The 16157-nt window shown below is 49.4% G+C and carries 13 protein-coding genes; 8 read left to right on the top strand and 5 right to left on the bottom strand.

Features of this window, described 5'->3' with window-relative positions; translation table 11 throughout:
* Nucleotides 1-63: 63 nt before the first annotated feature.
* Nucleotides 64-987 carry a UDP-N-acetylmuramate dehydrogenase gene (locus tag IDH45_RS13035; protein WP_223836615.1) on the top strand — a complete coding sequence of 308 codons (924 nt, stop codon included), beginning with the start codon at nucleotides 64-66 and terminating at the stop codon, nucleotides 985-987.
* A 54-nt stretch (nucleotides 988-1041) separates the two neighbouring features.
* Here IDH45_RS13035 and IDH45_RS13030 read toward each other — a convergent pair whose 3' ends face one another.
* Nucleotides 1042-2406 (bottom strand): FAD-binding oxidoreductase, encoded by a 1365-nt coding sequence (locus tag IDH45_RS13030; protein ID WP_190928223.1) that lies wholly within the window; start codon nucleotides 2404-2406, stop codon nucleotides 1042-1044.
* Between the two features lie 338 nt (nucleotides 2407-2744).
* Here IDH45_RS13030 and IDH45_RS13025 point away from each other — a divergent pair, with 338 nt between their 5' ends.
* A complete protein-coding gene (locus IDH45_RS13025) occupies nucleotides 2745-3170 on the top strand; it encodes a MarR family winged helix-turn-helix transcriptional regulator (RefSeq protein WP_190928221.1) in 426 nt (141 codons plus the stop codon).
* 99 nt (nucleotides 3171-3269) lie between these two features.
* Nucleotides 3270-4679, top strand: coding sequence for an MFS transporter (locus tag IDH45_RS13020; RefSeq protein ID WP_190928219.1), 1410 nt, complete (start codon nucleotides 3270-3272; stop codon nucleotides 4677-4679).
* On the opposite strand, the gene IDH45_RS13015 is transcribed toward IDH45_RS13020, so the two are convergent.
* Entirely contained in the window at nucleotides 4676-5575 is a 900-nt protein-coding gene (locus tag IDH45_RS13015) for a DMT family transporter (protein WP_190928217.1), read from the bottom strand. The two genes, IDH45_RS13020 and IDH45_RS13015, sit on opposite strands and share 4 nt — an antisense overlap.
* Nucleotides 5576-5867: 292 nt before the next feature.
* Here IDH45_RS13015 and IDH45_RS13010 point away from each other — a divergent pair, with 292 nt between their 5' ends.
* Nucleotides 5868-6428 (top strand): AAA family ATPase, encoded by a 561-nt coding sequence (locus IDH45_RS13010; RefSeq protein WP_190928215.1) that lies wholly within the window; start codon nucleotides 5868-5870, stop codon nucleotides 6426-6428.
* A 335-nt stretch (nucleotides 6429-6763) separates the two neighbouring features.
* Here the strand turns inward: IDH45_RS13010 and IDH45_RS13005 are convergent, their stop codons facing one another.
* The gene (locus IDH45_RS13005; protein WP_190928213.1) at nucleotides 6764-7951 is read right to left on the bottom strand and encodes a GntR family transcriptional regulator; all 1188 of its coding nucleotides are present in this window, start codon (nucleotides 7949-7951) and stop codon (nucleotides 6764-6766) included.
* 159 nt (nucleotides 7952-8110) lie between these two features.
* On the opposite strand from IDH45_RS13005, the gene IDH45_RS13000 reads away from it, so the two are divergent.
* Nucleotides 8111-9493 (top strand): metallophosphoesterase family protein, encoded by a 1383-nt coding sequence (locus IDH45_RS13000; protein ID WP_190928211.1) that lies wholly within the window; start codon nucleotides 8111-8113, stop codon nucleotides 9491-9493.
* 10 nt (nucleotides 9494-9503) lie between these two features.
* Nucleotides 9504-10244, top strand: coding sequence for an HAD family hydrolase (locus IDH45_RS12995; RefSeq protein ID WP_190928209.1), 741 nt, complete (start codon nucleotides 9504-9506; stop codon nucleotides 10242-10244).
* Nucleotides 10245-10329: 85 nt separating this feature from the next.
* On the opposite strand, the gene IDH45_RS12990 is transcribed toward IDH45_RS12995, so the two are convergent.
* On the bottom strand, nucleotides 10330-11646 hold the full coding sequence (locus IDH45_RS12990) for an ABC transporter substrate-binding protein (RefSeq protein ID WP_190928207.1): 1317 nt from the start codon (nucleotides 11644-11646) through the stop codon (nucleotides 10330-10332).
* Nucleotides 11647-11903: 257 nt separating this feature from the next.
* Between IDH45_RS12990 and IDH45_RS12985 the strand changes: the two genes are divergently transcribed.
* Nucleotides 11904-12401 (top strand): SRPBCC family protein, encoded by a 498-nt coding sequence (locus tag IDH45_RS12985; RefSeq protein ID WP_397327054.1) that lies wholly within the window; start codon nucleotides 11904-11906, stop codon nucleotides 12399-12401.
* 108 nt (nucleotides 12402-12509) lie between these two features.
* Here the strand turns inward: IDH45_RS12985 and IDH45_RS12980 are convergent, their stop codons facing one another.
* Nucleotides 12510-13409 carry an AraC family transcriptional regulator gene (locus IDH45_RS12980; RefSeq protein ID WP_190928203.1) on the bottom strand — a complete coding sequence of 300 codons (900 nt, stop codon included), beginning with the start codon at nucleotides 13407-13409 and terminating at the stop codon, nucleotides 12510-12512.
* Nucleotides 13410-13591: 182 nt separating this feature from the next.
* Between IDH45_RS12980 and IDH45_RS12975 the strand changes: the two genes are divergently transcribed.
* Nucleotides 13592-15955, top strand: a complete 2364-nt coding sequence (locus IDH45_RS12975; RefSeq protein ID WP_190928201.1) for a WG repeat-containing protein — start codon at nucleotides 13592-13594, stop codon at nucleotides 15953-15955.
* The last annotated feature ends 202 nt before the right edge of the window (nucleotides 15956-16157 follow it).

Raw genomic sequence — 16157 nt, 5'->3', positions numbered from 1 at the left:
CGCCAGGTAAGGTTAGCCGAACACACCTCTTACGGAATCGGAGGAGCTGCGGATTACTTTGTAATGCCGGCAAACGTTGAACAACTCCTAAGTGTGCTGGACGTGAGCCAATCATACGGGATGGAGCGCATTGTATTTGGCATGGGCTCCAATGTTTTATTTCCCGATAAGCCCAAGCCGGGGACTTTGTATATTTCGTTGAAAAACATGACCGATGTTACCGTGAACGGTTCCGGATGGTTCGTCTCCTCAGGCATTCCGCTGTCCATGCTGTCTCTTGCCGGGCTGCTTGCGGGTTCGCCGGAGTTTCAGTTTACGTACTTGCTTCCGGGTTGTCTGGGTGCGGGAATCTATATGAACGCGAAATATTATGATGAGCAGATTGGCGACAAAATCGAGAAGGTATATTATATCGACCTGGACGATCCGACGTTATCGCTGCAAACGATTCACGCGAAGGATTGTTTATTTGCCTATAAACAATCGATTTTTCAGCATAAGCCCTGGCTTATCGTAGGAGCACAATTCCGGGTGCCGGAGCAGGCAGGGGAGCTAGCAGTTTGTTTGAGCCGACTGCTGACCCAACAGAAAGCGGCTAACGAGAACGGTCTGTCATCCTTGGTTACGTTTTATTCGTACTTCTCCCGGGAAATAATAAAGCTCCAATCCCGGAGAATTCGCATACCTGAGCCTATGAAACACATCGAACAATACCGGACGGAAAAGCGGCATTTCAAGTTCCCCTCCTGCGGCTCGTTTTTCAAAAACAACTACGCGGCCGGCCTATCCATCGGCGCTATGGTCGACCGGTTGGGACTAAAAGGGTTATCTTGCGGCGGTGCCGTCATTTCGCCCTATCATGGCAATATGATTTTGAATGTTCGCCAAGCAACCGCGTCCGATATTCTTGCCTTGAAGGATACGGTGTCGGAAGCGATTGAGCTGCATTACGGGTTTATTCCCGAGCCTGAAGTAGCTATCTTGTAAGTGCCTATGCAAACACTCCACCTCAACTTGAAGTGGAGTGTTGTCGTGTTGGAGCTAACCTTGCGGTTGAATATTATGATTATGCCGGAAAAAGTTTGTCGGGTCGTATTTTTGTTTAATGGCCGCTAATTTCTTGTAGTTGTCCCCGTATGTATCTCTAATAATTTGCGGGTCGGCCTGTACGGTATTAAGATAAGACGCTTGACGCGTCGAATAGGGCAGCATCGTTTTGTAAGCGGAATCGATCCAATCCTTGCACGGCTTCTCCTCTTCCATCGGATAATCGACATCGAAGCACAGGAGGAACGAGGCGTCACGAACGGCAAACGCCGTAGCATCGGAAGGCACCCGATTCATCTGACCGTGGCATTCCCAGAATTGAACGAGCAGGGACGATCTGGGCGGCTGCTCTAGTAGGGCCAGCAAAGCGTCTATCGCTTCTTCGTTAAACTCTTTGATAAACAGCGACGTTCCGGCAACAGCGACATTTTTGGGAGCCGCCAAGTCAAACCGGGATTGCAGCTCCGTATACCGGACTACTCCCGTATTATCCGAGATCGGCTGAGCCAATTCACGCAGCGGCTGAACGGCGTCGTGCCCGTCGGCTTTGTCCCCGGCATACAATCCGGCTATCACGATGACTCGTCTATGGTGCAATGACTCAGGCACACCCGGAGCGGCCGGCATTTGGAAGGTCATCATGTTAAACGATACTTCGTCGGGCGCCTTACGCAAAAATGCCTGGGCGTTGCGCAAAACCTGTTTTGCATCTTTATAGTCGTACATTACGTCAACAGACAATACTTCAGGTCCAAGCGGATACAAGTTAAACTCGAAGGACGTCACCACGCCGAAGTTGCCGCCGCCGCCACGGATCGCCCAATACAAATCGGGATGTTCCCGTTCGCTCACCTGAATCTCCTCGCCATCAGCGGTAACCATCCGTGCAGAGCGGATATTATCGCTCGTCAAGCCGTATTTGCCTCTCAAGTAACCGGTCCCGCCGCATAAAGCGAGTCCGGCGATGCCGGTTTCCGTTACAGTTCCCGTAGGTGTGGCCAAACCGAACTTCTGCGTCTCCGCATCCACGTCGCCAAGCGTGGCGCCGGGTTCGACGATAGCGATTCGACGCTCCAGATCGACGGTCACTTTGCGCATATCGGAACAATCAATCATCAGCGCGCCGTCGCTCACCGCGGTTCCGGCAACATGATGGCCTCCGCCGCGGATCGTCACTTCCAGGTTTGCTTTTTTGGCAAATTGCACGGCAGCGGCAACGTCCGCAGCCGATTGGCAAACGACAATCGCCGCCGGATATTTATCGTAAGCGGTGTTCCAGACTTTTCTTCTTTCGTTGTACGCTTCCTCGCCCGGGACTAGGAGCCGCCCGCTCAGTTGGTCCTTTAATTGTTCGAACAATGAGTATCCCTCCAAAATAATGAATTGGCCACCGCTCTGGTAATCGTTCTGGCAGATGGTGGAACAGTGATCATTATAGGAGACAAAGAATACATAGTCAATATATAATTATAATATGTGTAGTATGAAAGTTAGACGTAACAGTTCACATGATTTTATTCTTTTGAGCTTATATACGGGGAAAGAACCGCTGTCGGTACGGGCTGCATCGGGTTAGATCATCCGCTTCACCCGATCGTATGGATCGATGGACCGCACATTTGGATTGACACGTCATATCGTTGAACATATAATAGTCACAGCAACTATCATCACGCCGATTATCGTGGAGGCCTCGATTGGAATTAGAAAAATATATAGGTGTTATCGTTCACAGGGCAGATTTGAAACTGAACAACTATTATCAAAAAGTGGTTAATCCCTTTGATATTACCGTCGATCAATGGGAGATCTTAGTGATTTTGTGGGAACGGGAGGGCATCACGCAAAAAGAGCTCGCCGAACGATTGTACAAGGATCAGACGAACATTGCCCGGATGCTGTTTAAGCTGGAGAAGAAAGGGTTTATTTATCGCGTGACACATGAGACCGACCGGCGATCTTTGCGCGTTTATTTGACGGAGAAAGGACACGGAATTAAAGACGAAATTCTCGAACCTTCGATTGAGGCTTACCAGAAAACGGTGGAAGGATTAACCGAGGAAGAAGTGGAGACGTTCCGGAGAATTCTCTCTGTGATGTACAACAATGTGAAGGATTTGTAAGTTTTAGGTTCCCTAGTATGGTCGATAAAATTGATTATATAGTTGCTATGACCATTATCGATATGACGAGTAGTTGGAGAAGATACGGAGTGTGAGAACATGACAGCAAATCAGGAGAAAGTCGGTATTTTTAACCCGCCTTACCGGGCTCTGACGATCGGGATCATACTAGCCGTTACTACCGTGGCATTCGAAGGGCTGGCGATTACGACGATTGCTCCGAATGTTGCTCAGCATTTAAACGGCTTGCATCTGTACGGATGGATATTCAGCGCGTTTTTATTATCGCAAATCGTAGGCTCTATGATGATCGGCCAGCAGATTACCAAACAAGGAGTGTATCCCTCGTTTCTCTTAGCGATTCTCCTTTTCGTGATCGGCCTAACGGTTGCGGCTACTTCTATTCATATGTTTATGCTGATCGCCGGGAGAGCCTTTCAAGGATTCGGCGCTGGCGCGATGATTACCTGTGTGTATTATAGCATCACCTTAAGCTATCCGGACAGGCTAAGAACGAAGATATTGGCCGCTTTCTCGAGCGCCTACATTTTGCCGGCGATAATCGGTCCTTATGCGGCGGGACTTCTGGCTGAAACTTTATCGTGGAGAGTCGTGTTTTGGATTGTGCTTCCACTGATCGGTTTGGCGATTTTCCTCACGATTCCTTCCTTTCGTCAGCTTCAAACGCGGGCCAGATCGAGTCAGCCTTCCTCCCATAAAGGCTTTCCCAAAGAGGGATATGCGATTATTTTAACTTTCGGCACCGGGCTGCTGCTAAGCGGGCTAGGCTGGATTACGGAATGGAAAGGCATCGTTCTTACGATAGCAGGCATCCTCCTGATGGTTCACCCCTTGCGCAGCCTGTTGCCTATAGGAACGTTTACCGTCCGAAAAGGGCTGCCCGCAACGATCGTTACGAGGGGATTGTATGTAGCCTGCTACGTTGCAACGGAGAGCTATGTGGTATTGGCGTTGACGGAAGTGAAGGGGTTCTCGGCAGATCTGGCAGGATTGATTGTTGCCGCAGGCGCACTAAGCTGGTCCGCCGCCGCCTGGCTGCAATCCAAACTGGATGAACGAGATCGGGGCGCAGGAAGAACAAAGCGGGTGATCACCGGTACCGGTATTATGATTGTCGGGGTCGTATTCGTCATTGCTTCGATCACGCTGCCGGGAGGCGTTCTGGGGTATGCCGTGATCTCTCAGCTATTCACCGGCTTCGGCATCGGATTAGCCAATCCCACCACAGGTGCTATTGCGCTGCAGCATGCCCGTGCCGGTGAAGAGGGGGAGGTCTCCGCCGTCATTCAGTTCATAGATGCGTTTAGCCCCGGGATCAGTATCGGCGTAGGCGGAGCTTTCATCGCGATGAGTCAAACGTTGCAATGGGACTTATTTACCGGCGTCTTGCTGGCGTTGTCGCTTCAGCTGCTTTTCATGATAGGAAGCTTTGTGATTTCGTTCCGTATCCAAAAAGCAGCAGCAACTGGCACTTCCATACAAGGTTAAGGCGCGGAACTTTTGCGTATGGAAGCTTTAGGAGCAAGCGATACGTTACCGGCCGCTATGCCGCCCAAGATAAGGACAACCCCGATCCATTGCAGCAAGCTTACATGCTCGGCCAAAATGAACGAAGACATGGACACCGCTACGGGAAGCTCGGAGGCGGTTAAAATGGTGCCCAGCCCCGGCCCGATCCGCGGCATTCCGATCGAGAACAGTAACGGCGGGAGTACGACGCCAAAAAAACCGAGAAGCAGTCCATACGGCGCAACCCCCATTAATACGGACATATCCAGCAGAAACGCCGGCGGAAGCAGCACAAAAACAACGATAAGACCACCGGTGGACAGCAGAGCGCTTTTCTGGACCGGAGGCGTATCTTTCCCAACGGAACCGCTAAGAAAAATGAATGTAGTAAATGTCAAAGCCGAAAGCAGCGCCCAAGCCATTCCGGCCCAGGAAAGAACGATTCCGCCAGCTGAAACGACATTGGCAGCGAGAACGGAGCCGATCAGAAGAACGGCGATCGAGACCATTTTTCCTGCAGTCGGTTTTTTCTTATACACGACCCACTCCAAAAGGGTGCCAATCCAAACAAACTGAAATAAAAAAATGATGGCAAGCGAAGCGTTCAACGTTTGCAGGGACTGGTAATAAAACACACCTGTCAAGCCAAATGGAATGCCGGATAAAAGCAGCTGGCAGATTCGTTTGAACGGCAGCTTTTGCTTTTTGGTAAACATCACTAATATCCAGGAAAGCAAAGCCCCGAATAAATATTGGCCGCCTGAAACTGCTGATACTGAAAAACCTGCCGAGTAAGCAAGCTTGACAAAGGTCGATAACAATCCGTAACAGCATCCGCCCAGAAAAACAATACATGCGTAATGCCAAGTTTTCATCGTCTGTCCTCCTATGCAAAATAAAAAACCACACGATTGTCGAAAAGACAATCGTGTGGCGAAAATAGAGTTTCCTCTAGAAAAGTCCACGTCCTGTAACAGGTTTTATTATTCAAATTCCTTTACAGTATATGAGCAACTCTACACGTTGTCAATGTCCATTTGCTGTACGTATCCGAGAAAAATTCGATAAAAACCCGTTGATTTGCGCCTGTTCATCCATCATAATCGGATACAATAACTTCTTCGATACCTATTTATTGGAGGAAAGTCGGATAGGAGGACGTAGCTAATGAAATTGATTGTTATATTCGGCCCGCAGGCAGTAGGGAAAATGACGGTGGGGCAGGAGCTGGCGAAATGTACCGGACTGAAATTGTTTCATAATCATATGACGATCGATCTCGTTTCGAACTTTTTCAGCTACGGCAGTGCGCCCGGAAAACGGCTGGTTAGTTTGTTCCGGCAAGAAATTTTCGAAGAAGTGGCCAAGAGCGACTTGCCCGGATTAATTTTTACGTATGTCTGGGCTTTTGATATGCAGGCGGATTGGGACTATGTACAAAAGATCTGCGGCATTTTTGAGTCCAAGGGCGGTGGCGTGTATTATGTAGAGCTGGAAGCGGATGTGGAGGAAAGACTGGAGCGCAATAAAAGTCCGAACCGTCTCCATCACAAACCGAGCAAACGAAATATCGAGTTTTCCGAACAAGATCTGCTCCGCTCGATGGATAAGTATAGATTGAACTCGTACGAAGGGGAGATCCGGAAGGAAAATTATATGAGGATCAATAATACGAGAATCAGTCCGGAGGAAGTGGCTAGGATGATTCAGGAACAATTTCAATTGTAGGCGTACTGTCAGCAGGAAAAGAGCGAATCTGATTCGGATTCGCTCTTTACGTTAGTTCATCATTTGTATCCAATCAGCCACAGATTACAGCTACCAGCTTTCTGTATTGAGGCACGGAGAGAAGCTGAAAAATGAACCAGGGAACATCTATATAACCGCCAGTCCGTTCAACGCTGAATGGACGAGCAGCGACTCTCTGAAAATCTATAAAACTGTAAGAGAAGCATATAAACGCAAATACCGACATAATGGAGTAAAAATCGAATACAACTGAGTTCTCGGAGAAAATGCAAACAAAGCAACTAGCAAGGATAGGGTTTCATTACTAATTATTATTACTCCTCAGGACGCGCGGACGAAGAAGCTCGGACCACCAGTCGGGTAGGGACGACGATTTTACGGCGTTTTTGCTTCGGGTTACTCATCACGGAAACTAACAGCTTAACGGCTTCGCGTCCAACCGTATATTCCTCCTGATTTACAAAGGTAGGCGGAATCGCGGAAAAAGCGGACAGCTCGTAATCGTCCAGAAAAACTACGGAGAGGTCTTCAGGGACGCGCCGCGACAATTGTTTGGCCGCTTCCATTACGGTCAGGCCAACGGAAGAGTTCACCGCAATAACGGCCGTAAGCTCCGGATTCCTCTCCAAATATTGAACGATTCGTTCCTTGCTCGCCGAATCGCTTGCTCCGTCCTGCAAAATACGGTTCACCTCTTTACTCTCCAGATCGGTTAACCGTAAATACCTGTCAATTAATATCCCGTTCTCGGAAAGCGCCTTTTCGTATCCGGTTAGACGGTCCTCAATGCTGGATGTTCCTTCCACATGAGTGGATATAAATCCGATGCGGCGGTGCCCCATACGATAACAGTGTTCGGTCGCTTCAAATGCGCCCGTTACGTTATCGGAGCATACGTAGTTGGTTTCAACTCCTCTTAAATAACGGTCAACCACAACAACCGGAAACTCGTTTAAGGTTAGCTTCAAAATCTCCTCGTTATAACTTTGACCCTGTGCCGGATAAATGATAATCCCGTTGAAACCGCTGCGAACAATTTGATTCAGCAGCTCTTTTTCCGTTTCCTGCGAATCGCCCGTTGTGCGAAATAACAGGTTGAATCCTTCATCTGCGAGTTGGTTTTCGATTCCGTGCAGCAGGTTCGCAGTGAATCGGTTATCGATACGCGGCATCAAAAAGGCTACCGTCAAATCGCCCTGCCGCTTCTCCGGACGGTAAACGGGAGGCTCGCCGAGCTTGTCTTGCGCTACGAACGTTCCTTTTCCTTGTATACGGTAGATCAAACCTTCTTCAATCAATTCTTGAAGCGCGTTTTTAATCGTAATCCGGCTCACTTTAAACTGCCCGGCCATTTCGTTCTCAGACGGGATCTTATCGTTTGCAAGCCATACGGACTGTTCGATCTGGTTTCGTACATATTCTTTGATCTGTCTGTATAGGGGCGTGCGGCTTCCTTGTTTGGAATCGGAGCTGCTTTTGGATGAGGCACGTTCGGTTGTCACGGTCGCGACCTTCTTTCCCGGCTATAATGCGGTCTATTGTATTATTATTGTTAACGGATTGACACAGGAAGTCATGGAAAATAAACTTGTCTTATTGATATAAACAAATATATATGAATAGTTACAAATAATCAACTTGAGAGAAGAGGCGCTTAGAGGATGAAGCAACCTTTGCGATTCGTCGTCATGGGGGATTTGCATTACGTACAGGAGCAGTCGCATCAGCAAGCGTTAAACGGGAAGCCGAAAGGGGTGACGGAAGTCGCCGATATTACCCGGAACTTATGGATGACGCGCCATGTAACGCCAAGAATTATCGAGGAAATTGCCCTGTTCAAACCTGATTTTGTCATCCAAACCGGTGATATCATCCAAGGTCATTGCGATGATGAGGCAAGCGGACTTCGGGAAATGAGCGAAGCGATGGAGCTGCTGGAACGGCTGAACTCGCCGGTTTTCTTTGCGCTCGGGACGCATGATGGCGTCGTGGGAAGGCGCGAGGAGGAGCAAGTTCTGCAATACGTGTATCCGGCTATTGCCAAAGCGTTAGGTACCGATTCGGTGACAAGGGGGTATTATACGTTCGAGAAAGCAAACTCTTTATTTATCGTTTTGGACTATACGACGTTCATCCAAGGCGACCTGCAGGAACAATTTATTCGTGAGGCGTTCGCCGAATCCAAAAAATACGAGCATGTCTTTTTGTTTTCCCATCCTCCGCTTATTTGTGTAGGCAGACCGTTTTTTACCCATTATGACTTCGCGCAAACCGTACTTCGTGAATTAGCTGAACATCCGATAGACGCTTATTTTTGTGGACATACCCATAATCAAATATCCGCTTTACATCGGGTGGGAGAGTATTGGCTGCCTCAACTGAAAAGCTCCGTGCTCGGTTATCCCGACCGACCGCCTGTTTGCTTGAGCGACGTTCGCCCGCTGCTGCCTGAGCCGGAGGCGTTTGAGATGGGCTGGGGCTATTTGGAGGATTCGGCTCCGGGCTGGTGGTCCATTACGGTGGATGGCGAAACGGTACAAGCGGATTGGCACGTTTTGGGGCATGGCGTCGTTGGGCAGTTGACATGGAGGGGCCGGGGCGAGAAAGCGTTATTCTCCCAAAAGCCGGAATATGGCAATTCAAGCGGACTTCCGCTGCCAAAACTGGGCGACATCCAATCGGTCCGGCTTCGGGCTGCCGGCTCCAACTGCCGGACGCCGGGAGCACACCGGGTAAGCCTGAATGGGGAAGAGATCGGAGCGTTTCAGCAACTGGAGTACTTTGACAGCCGGCAATATATGAGAATCGAGGCGAAATACTGGCATTTTCTTGGAGTCCATAACCGAATCGAAATCACGACAGGAGATGAACCGATATGTATCGGCGGATTCGTACTTGAGATTGAAACGGATGATGGCTGGATCCGGAGTACGGTATCCGGCTATTATGCAAATACGGATCGCTGGGATCGGTGGGGAAACGCTCCGCTCATCAAAATCGCGCCGCATCAAACCGTAATAACCGAGCTTATTTTCGGATCTTAAGGAGATTAAAATGAATTACAAACTAATTGCGCTTGATCTGGACGGGACACTGCTGAACAAAAACAAAACGATTTCGGCGGAGAATATCAAATGGATACATGCAGCCGGAAAGGCCGGGATGAAGATTACTCTCGCTACCGGACGGCCGATCTCCGATGTGACAAGTATAGTCGAGCAACTGGAGATCGATTGTCCGCTAGTTATTAATAACGGCAGCGAAGTATGGCATGCGCCCGGCGACCTGCATTCCAGGCGCGAGCTGTCCCCGCATTCGGTCGCCAAATTATTTGAACTTCTCGAAACGAATCGGGAGGAGCTGGATTTCTGGGCGCATACGGTTGGGGGGCGGATCAACCGAACCAATGTGCCCGCCGATGTGACAACCGCCCAATGGCTTCAATTTGCGATTCGCAGTTCTGATCCGGAACAACTTCGAACGGTTCGGGAGCGGATCGCGTCGTGGAATATGCTCGAGATCAGCAACTCCCATGTGACCAATATGGAATGCAATGCGCCGGGCGTTACCAAAGCAAGCGGTTTGTTAGAAGTTTGTTCGATTATCGGTATCGAGATGTCGCAAGTCATTGCGATCGGCGACAGTCTGAATGACATCCCGATGATCCGGGCAGCGGGTTTGGGGGTTGCTATGGGGAACGCTCAAGAACCGGTAAAGCAGGCCGCCGATCGGATAGCGCCTACCAATCTGGAAGATGGCGTTGCCAAGGTGATCGAGCAAGTCCTTTTATCTTAATGTTATGAAGCAAATAGACGCCTCCGGCGCCACGGTTGAAGTGGTTTTGGAGGCGTCTTTGTTTAACGTTGAATACTTTCCGCCGCTATTTCTTGGTGCTGATCACCCGGTTGATCTCCTCGTCCGCTTGTCTCAGAGCGGTATTGAGGTCGATTTTGTCGGCTGCATAGTCCCGGAACGCCTGCTGGCCGATCTTTTTGCCGTCGGATTCATAGACTGAATAAACCGGTGAAGGGGAGACCGAGCTTTTGAAGAGAGACTGGACGTTTTTCCCTTTCAGATACGGAACTTCCTCGCCGAACTGTTTCTTAGGCTCGTCGCTTGTAAGCGGCGACATCCTTGCCGTTTTTCTGGCGCTGGTTATCTGGACTTCGTCCGAGGTGACGACTTCCATTACCTTCATTGCCGCTTCCGGATGCGAAGTCGTTTTGGATACGATAATATTGTGGGAATCGAGCTTTCCGGAAATATTCGGTTTGTCTTTATAGCTCGGGTACTGAGCGATATCCCAGTTCACCGTATTCGCCGCACTTCCGATCTGCGCAATCAGATTCGTTGAAGCCAGCATGGCTACGTTTTTTTCTTTAATAAACAGGTTGCCGGAAGCGGCGGCGGAAGGCTCCAGACTCGGTTGTACGTTCCCGGGAATCGTAAGAATGATTTTCGTCAGCTCGAACACTTGTTTCCACTTGTCGTTATTCATGCTGGCTTTGTCTGTGCTGCCGTCTACATACGTTAGTGAATAAGGGAAGCTCATCACATAACTGCTGGCCGGGTCCAGACCGCGGTATTGAACGCCGCCGTCCTGCTGGGTCAACTGACGGGCCAATTCGACGGCTTCCTCCCAGGCCATGCCGTCTTTCGGATAGCTTTTGCCGAACTTGTCGAAGAGGTCTTTATTGTAGTAGAGAGCGTTAAATTGCATCGCATAAGGAAGCCCGTACAACTCACCTTTCTCCGATTTCACCGCATCGATAGCCACGGATTGGAACCGCGACAGATTAAGGCTGGATGATTTCACGTAAGGCGTGATGTCCGTCAGCAAGTCCAGCTGCTTCAAGCCTAGAATCCCCGAGTTCGGCGTTAAAAGCAGATCGGGCACTTCCCGTGCCGCCAGCAAACTGTTAAGTGTAACGTCTTTGCCGGGGCGGGTAATCTCCAAAGTGATATGAGGATACTTTTTCTTGACCGGATCGGAGAACAGCAGTTTGAAATCGTCGTCGGAGATTTCGGCACCGTTTTGGAACACCTTTAACGTTATAGGCGTATTTGATTCATTAGCACCTGTCTTCGTCTCAGGGGCGTTGCTGTTAACGGAGTTCGTCTGGCTTCCGCATCCGGTTGCCACCAAGGCAATCGATATTACAATAGAGCCGGTCAGAGTAAGTCGTTTCGTCATCATTTGCAGCCTCCAGCTTGATTTTAAGTAGCAGATGTACATCTGTAATCCAGTATAAAATCGAACCGTTAAAACTGACTTGTTTTTTTGTCAAATACGTATTAAATATGAATGCAACTTGTATATTTGTTATATTGATTTCTTTTTTTGCGAGACCAGGATCCTCCCGTTAACGTCCACAGGCTGCAGCGGGAAGGTGTATATACGCAATTGGTAAGAAATAATACAACTACCGCTGTGCTATAATTAGAGCGACGATCATGGAAGACGAAAGGAGAATATCCAAATTGGCGACATTGAATCAAGTGCCAGTCGTGAAAGCGGAGATGCTTATTCGTAGACCTGTTGCTGAAGTGTTTGAAGCTTTTATCAACCCGGAGATAACGACCAAATTTTGGTTTACCAAGAGCAGCGGAAGATTGGAACAAGGAAAGCGCATCCGGTGGGACTGGGAAATGTATGGCGTACACGACGAGATCGAGGTAACGGAAATAGTGGCGGACCGGCTGATCCGGATTGAATCGTCGGATAATACTCGAGTCGAATGGACCTTTACGGCCCGCATGGATCAGGAAACCTACGTGACGATTACCAATTCGGGATTTGCCGGAACCGGGGACGAGATGGTATCTCAGGCGATCGATTCGATGGGCGGTTACACGATGGTGCTTTGCGCTCTAAAGGCGTTGCTGGAGCACAACATTGCCCTGAACCTCGTGGCCGATAAAGCGCCTGACGCCCATGTGAACCGTCAGTAGATCGATGTTGCCAAAGAAATGCCGGGGAAACAAAACCGAGCTGCTTGCGGCAGAGGCGGCGTATATCCGAGAAAAAGCTTGAGCAATCAAGCTTTTTTTGTTCTCCCGTCACTCGTGCTTGGGCCGGTATTGCAGAGGCGAGGTGCCGGTCCAACGCCGGAACTGCCGGGAGAAGTGGCTTAGCGAGCGAAACCCGAGCCGGATCGAGATATCTTCGATCGACAAGCTCGTTGTGACGAGCAGATGCTTCGCCTGATTCACGATGAGAAGGCTGACATAACGGCGCGGAGAGACGCCGTACACCTTTGTAAATATTTTCGTGCATTGGCTGCGGCTCATATGCATTTCTTTGGCGATATGGGCGATGGAATCCTCAGAATCAGGGGAAGCCATCCGCTGCAATCGTTCCTCCACTGCATGAGCGATGTCCGTCTCCAGAGACGAGGCGGCCGGCGGGCGCTTTTTGACCGGAGCAGGCGTTAAAGCAGCGCTTTGCTCGGCAATTTCTTTGACAATCAGCAGGATGCAAGCTTGCAGCTCGATTTTATGCAATGGATCGAAGTGTTGTAATGCGAGCATTCCCGATCCGTGGTGCTGTTCACCGACCAGACCGGCTGTCATAATCCGCTCGATTTGCTTCATATAACCGGGCAGGCCCGTGTTTTCCGCCTCAGAGCGGGACAAGTACCCGCAATCGGCTCCGCTGAGCCGTCTGCGTAGTTCGGGATCGTCGACGTCGAAGTGGATGTTGAAGAACGAATAGGGGGAACCGGACCGGTTGTCCGTCCGATGACGTGCCCCGGACTTGACAATAATCCAGTCGCCCGAATAAAGCGTCAGCTCATAGCTTTTCATCACTTGCGTCGCTTCGCCGCTAAAGCAGTACAGCAGCTCGAACAGATGATGATGATGCATCGGATACGACCAGCCGGGCGGCTTAACGCCGAACCCGCATCCGGATATTTGCAGCGTGCTCGTCATGTTCGGAAAATATACTTCGATGTCCATCGTATTCACCCCGGCCGAATATTCTGTATGCTTTATCATATCACATGCCCGGACAAATATTAGGCACAATTGGTCGAAGGAAGACGAGTGAGTAGGAAGAAAGTTATGGATAAAAATACCTACTGATGTTACACTTGGCAAAGGAATAGATAATAATGGCAGAAAAGGGAGAGGGAATGGGAGTGAAACGAATTCTGCTTGTATGGATCGCCAGTGTAATGCTGTATGCGTGCTGGCCGGTCCCGGTTGCAAGTGCCGCCGAAGCGAAGGTAAAGGTATACGAAACGGGAGTAACCGCCTATCAATACGTAAACACGTATGATGAAGTGGTGTCCGACTATTTTTCTGCTGTGTTTGTTGAAGTAGACGGGAGTATCAAAATTCCGTCTTTTTCGCTCAAACGGATGGGCGGCATATTAAGTCATACTAGCGGAGCCGGTGGTAAAGTTACAATAACCGACCACCAGAAGTCGATGACTTATGAGATGAAAATCGGCAGTTCTAAAGTAACGGTACTGAACAAAGATAAGATTAAGCAATCCGAATTTACGCTTAGCAAGGAAGTAACGGTTCATCTGGTTGGAGATTATCCGTGTTTCCCACTAGATTTTTTCGAGAAGATCGGTTACAAGGCCGAGTTTGACGGAAAACGGACGATAAACGTAGATTTAAGTCTGAAGAAGGCCGAAGAGAACAAAGAAGAATCTAAACTCGTTCCGTTTTCGGTCGGTTCCAGGTATGGCTATATGAACACAGCGGGCAAAGTGGTCATTGAAGCGGAGTACGACGGAGCGTTGCCGTTCGCGGAGAAACTCGCCGCCGTAAAAGCGGACGGCAAGTGGGGCTATATCGATGAAACCGGGAAGATGGCGATCTTGCCCCAATACGATACGATATCCGCCTTTGAGGAAGGGATTGCCGTTGTAGGTCAATATGTAGACGGCGAGTTGAAGATGGGCTACCTGCAACAATCCGGGAAATTGCTGAAAGCTCCGGATTTCAACTATGCGCTCCCGTTCAGCGAAGGATACGGTGCAGCCACGTACGGCAAATCGTTCTTTTATATGAATCAGGACGGAATATACGTATTGTATCCGGACAATGACGATGCGGGGCCGTTTTCCGACGGTTTGGCCAAGATCGGGAGAAAAAACAGCTACGGTTACATCAATAAACGCGGGGAAGAAGTCATATCGCTGCAATATGAAGATGCCGGAGATTTTAATGAAGGTTTGGCTGCCGTCAAGCAAGATGGAAAATGGGGTTATATCGATAAAAACGGAGAGACCGATATCCCTTATCGTTACGATCACGCAGGTTCGTTCGAGGACGGTTTGGCGGTTGTAAGAACCGGCAAACTGTACGGTCTGATCGACAAAACCGGCAAAACGACAGTCCCTTCCAAATTCGATATGATCGGTACCGGGCATAACGGCTATTGGCCGGCCCAATCGGCAAATCAATGGGGATTTATCGATGTGAAAGGCAATTGGGTCATCGGTCCGGAATACGAGTTCGCTTATGGAGCGGCAAGCGGTCTGTTCTACTTGCAATCCGAAAGCCGCAGCTACTATGTCGATTCACAAGGGAATGAAGTTGTCCCTCACGATGCAAATGGCAACGAATACGTGCGGATTTGGACGGCTGGCAAAGCAATTGAAGTAAACGGAAAGCTGCTGGAGCTGAACCATCTTCCATCGGTTATCGAAGGCGTTACCTATGTTCCTGCACAAAGCGTACTGGAAAGCGTAGGTATGAAAGCGGAGTGGGACGCCGAATCGTTAACATTGTCGGCAAAGCGGCCTGGTTTATCGGTTGATCTGCAAGCGGACAAAGCAGTAGCGCAAGTAAATGGAAAAGAAGTGGAATTAGCCGCTGCTTCGTTCATATGGGAAGACGTTTTGTACGTTCCGGCAACTTTTCTGAAAGGAAACGTTGTCGCTTTATTGGACGTAACAGAGTACGCCCCCGTTGATCTGACGGAGATGGGAATGGAACAGGTGTGGGACGACTTTGCTCAGTGGGCCGAATCATTCGATAATGCGGATCTCGAAACCCAACTGGAGATGGCAGCTCAGATCGAAGAGCATTTTAACGCGGTCGAAGCGGATTATGCAGCGATATTCCAATCCGAACCGAACAACGATGCCGCTTATCTGGAATACGCGGTCTTGCTGGGCGAGCTTGCTCAAATGTTCGAGCAGGAGGAGCTGTGGGCCGAATCGGCTGCCATGGCGAAAAAGGCCGGTCAAATTAGTGCGCGTACTGCAACTTATTATCATTTATACGCCGCCGATCAACGTTTGGTTGGTGTCGAGAAAACCGGGGTATACCGGAAAGCGGCTGAAGCCGATCCGTACTTGCTGCTCAACCATGCATTAACGAACGGGACGTATTATGAGGCGGGGATCGCGTTCGGCGAAATGAAAGGGATGTCGAGTTTTGCAGTATACAGCTTGAAATTGGCCGCGGCATACGGCACGGAAAAGGAACAACAGGAAGCCAAGGCACTATTGGACGAGAAATATGGAGCGTCGATGGAATAAGTAAGGATGAGTCTGAATGACTTAGCAATTATAAAAAATTGGATCGGGCTGTCCCTATTACCGGGGCAGCCTTTTTTGCAGTTATTACGGAAGTGAGATTAACGTGCACAAATGGTCAAAAAAACGGACGCTATGCATATGGTGTCAAATGGGCGGCTTGGATATGATAAAAGCATAAACATGTCGAACGACATACGATGGA

Source organism: Paenibacillus oceani (assembly GCF_014705615.1).
Lineage (GTDB): Bacteria > Bacillota > Bacilli > Paenibacillales > NBRC-103111 > Paenibacillus_AB > Paenibacillus_AB oceani.
This window is presented reverse-complemented; position numbering and strand designations above follow the sequence as displayed.

What these genes read in the sequence shown, in the direction of transcription:
- IDH45_RS12980 (WP_190928203.1), bottom strand. Translation starts at nt 13,409, where the DNA reads ATGGACATCGAAGTATATTTTCCGAACATGACGAGCACGCTGCAAATA.
- IDH45_RS13020 (WP_190928219.1), top strand. Translation starts at nt 3,270, where the DNA reads ATGACAGCAAATCAGGAGAAAGTCGGTATTTTTAACCCGCCTTACCGG.
- IDH45_RS13035 (WP_223836615.1), top strand. Translation starts at nt 64, where the DNA reads ATGCCGGCAAACGTTGAACAACTCCTAAGTGTGCTGGACGTGAGCCAA.
- IDH45_RS13000 (WP_190928211.1), top strand. Translation starts at nt 8,111, where the DNA reads ATGAAGCAACCTTTGCGATTCGTCGTCATGGGGGATTTGCATTACGTA.
- IDH45_RS13015 (WP_190928217.1), bottom strand. Translation starts at nt 5,575, where the DNA reads ATGAAAACTTGGCATTACGCATGTATTGTTTTTCTGGGCGGATGCTGT.
- IDH45_RS12995 (WP_190928209.1), top strand. Translation starts at nt 9,504, where the DNA reads ATGAATTACAAACTAATTGCGCTTGATCTGGACGGGACACTGCTGAAC.
- IDH45_RS12985 (WP_397327054.1), top strand. Translation starts at nt 11,904, where the DNA reads ATGGAAGACGAAAGGAGAATATCCAAATTGGCGACATTGAATCAAGTG.
- IDH45_RS13010 (WP_190928215.1), top strand. Translation starts at nt 5,868, where the DNA reads ATGAAATTGATTGTTATATTCGGCCCGCAGGCAGTAGGGAAAATGACG.
- IDH45_RS12990 (WP_190928207.1), bottom strand. Translation starts at nt 11,646, where the DNA reads ATGATGACGAAACGACTTACTCTGACCGGCTCTATTGTAATATCGATT.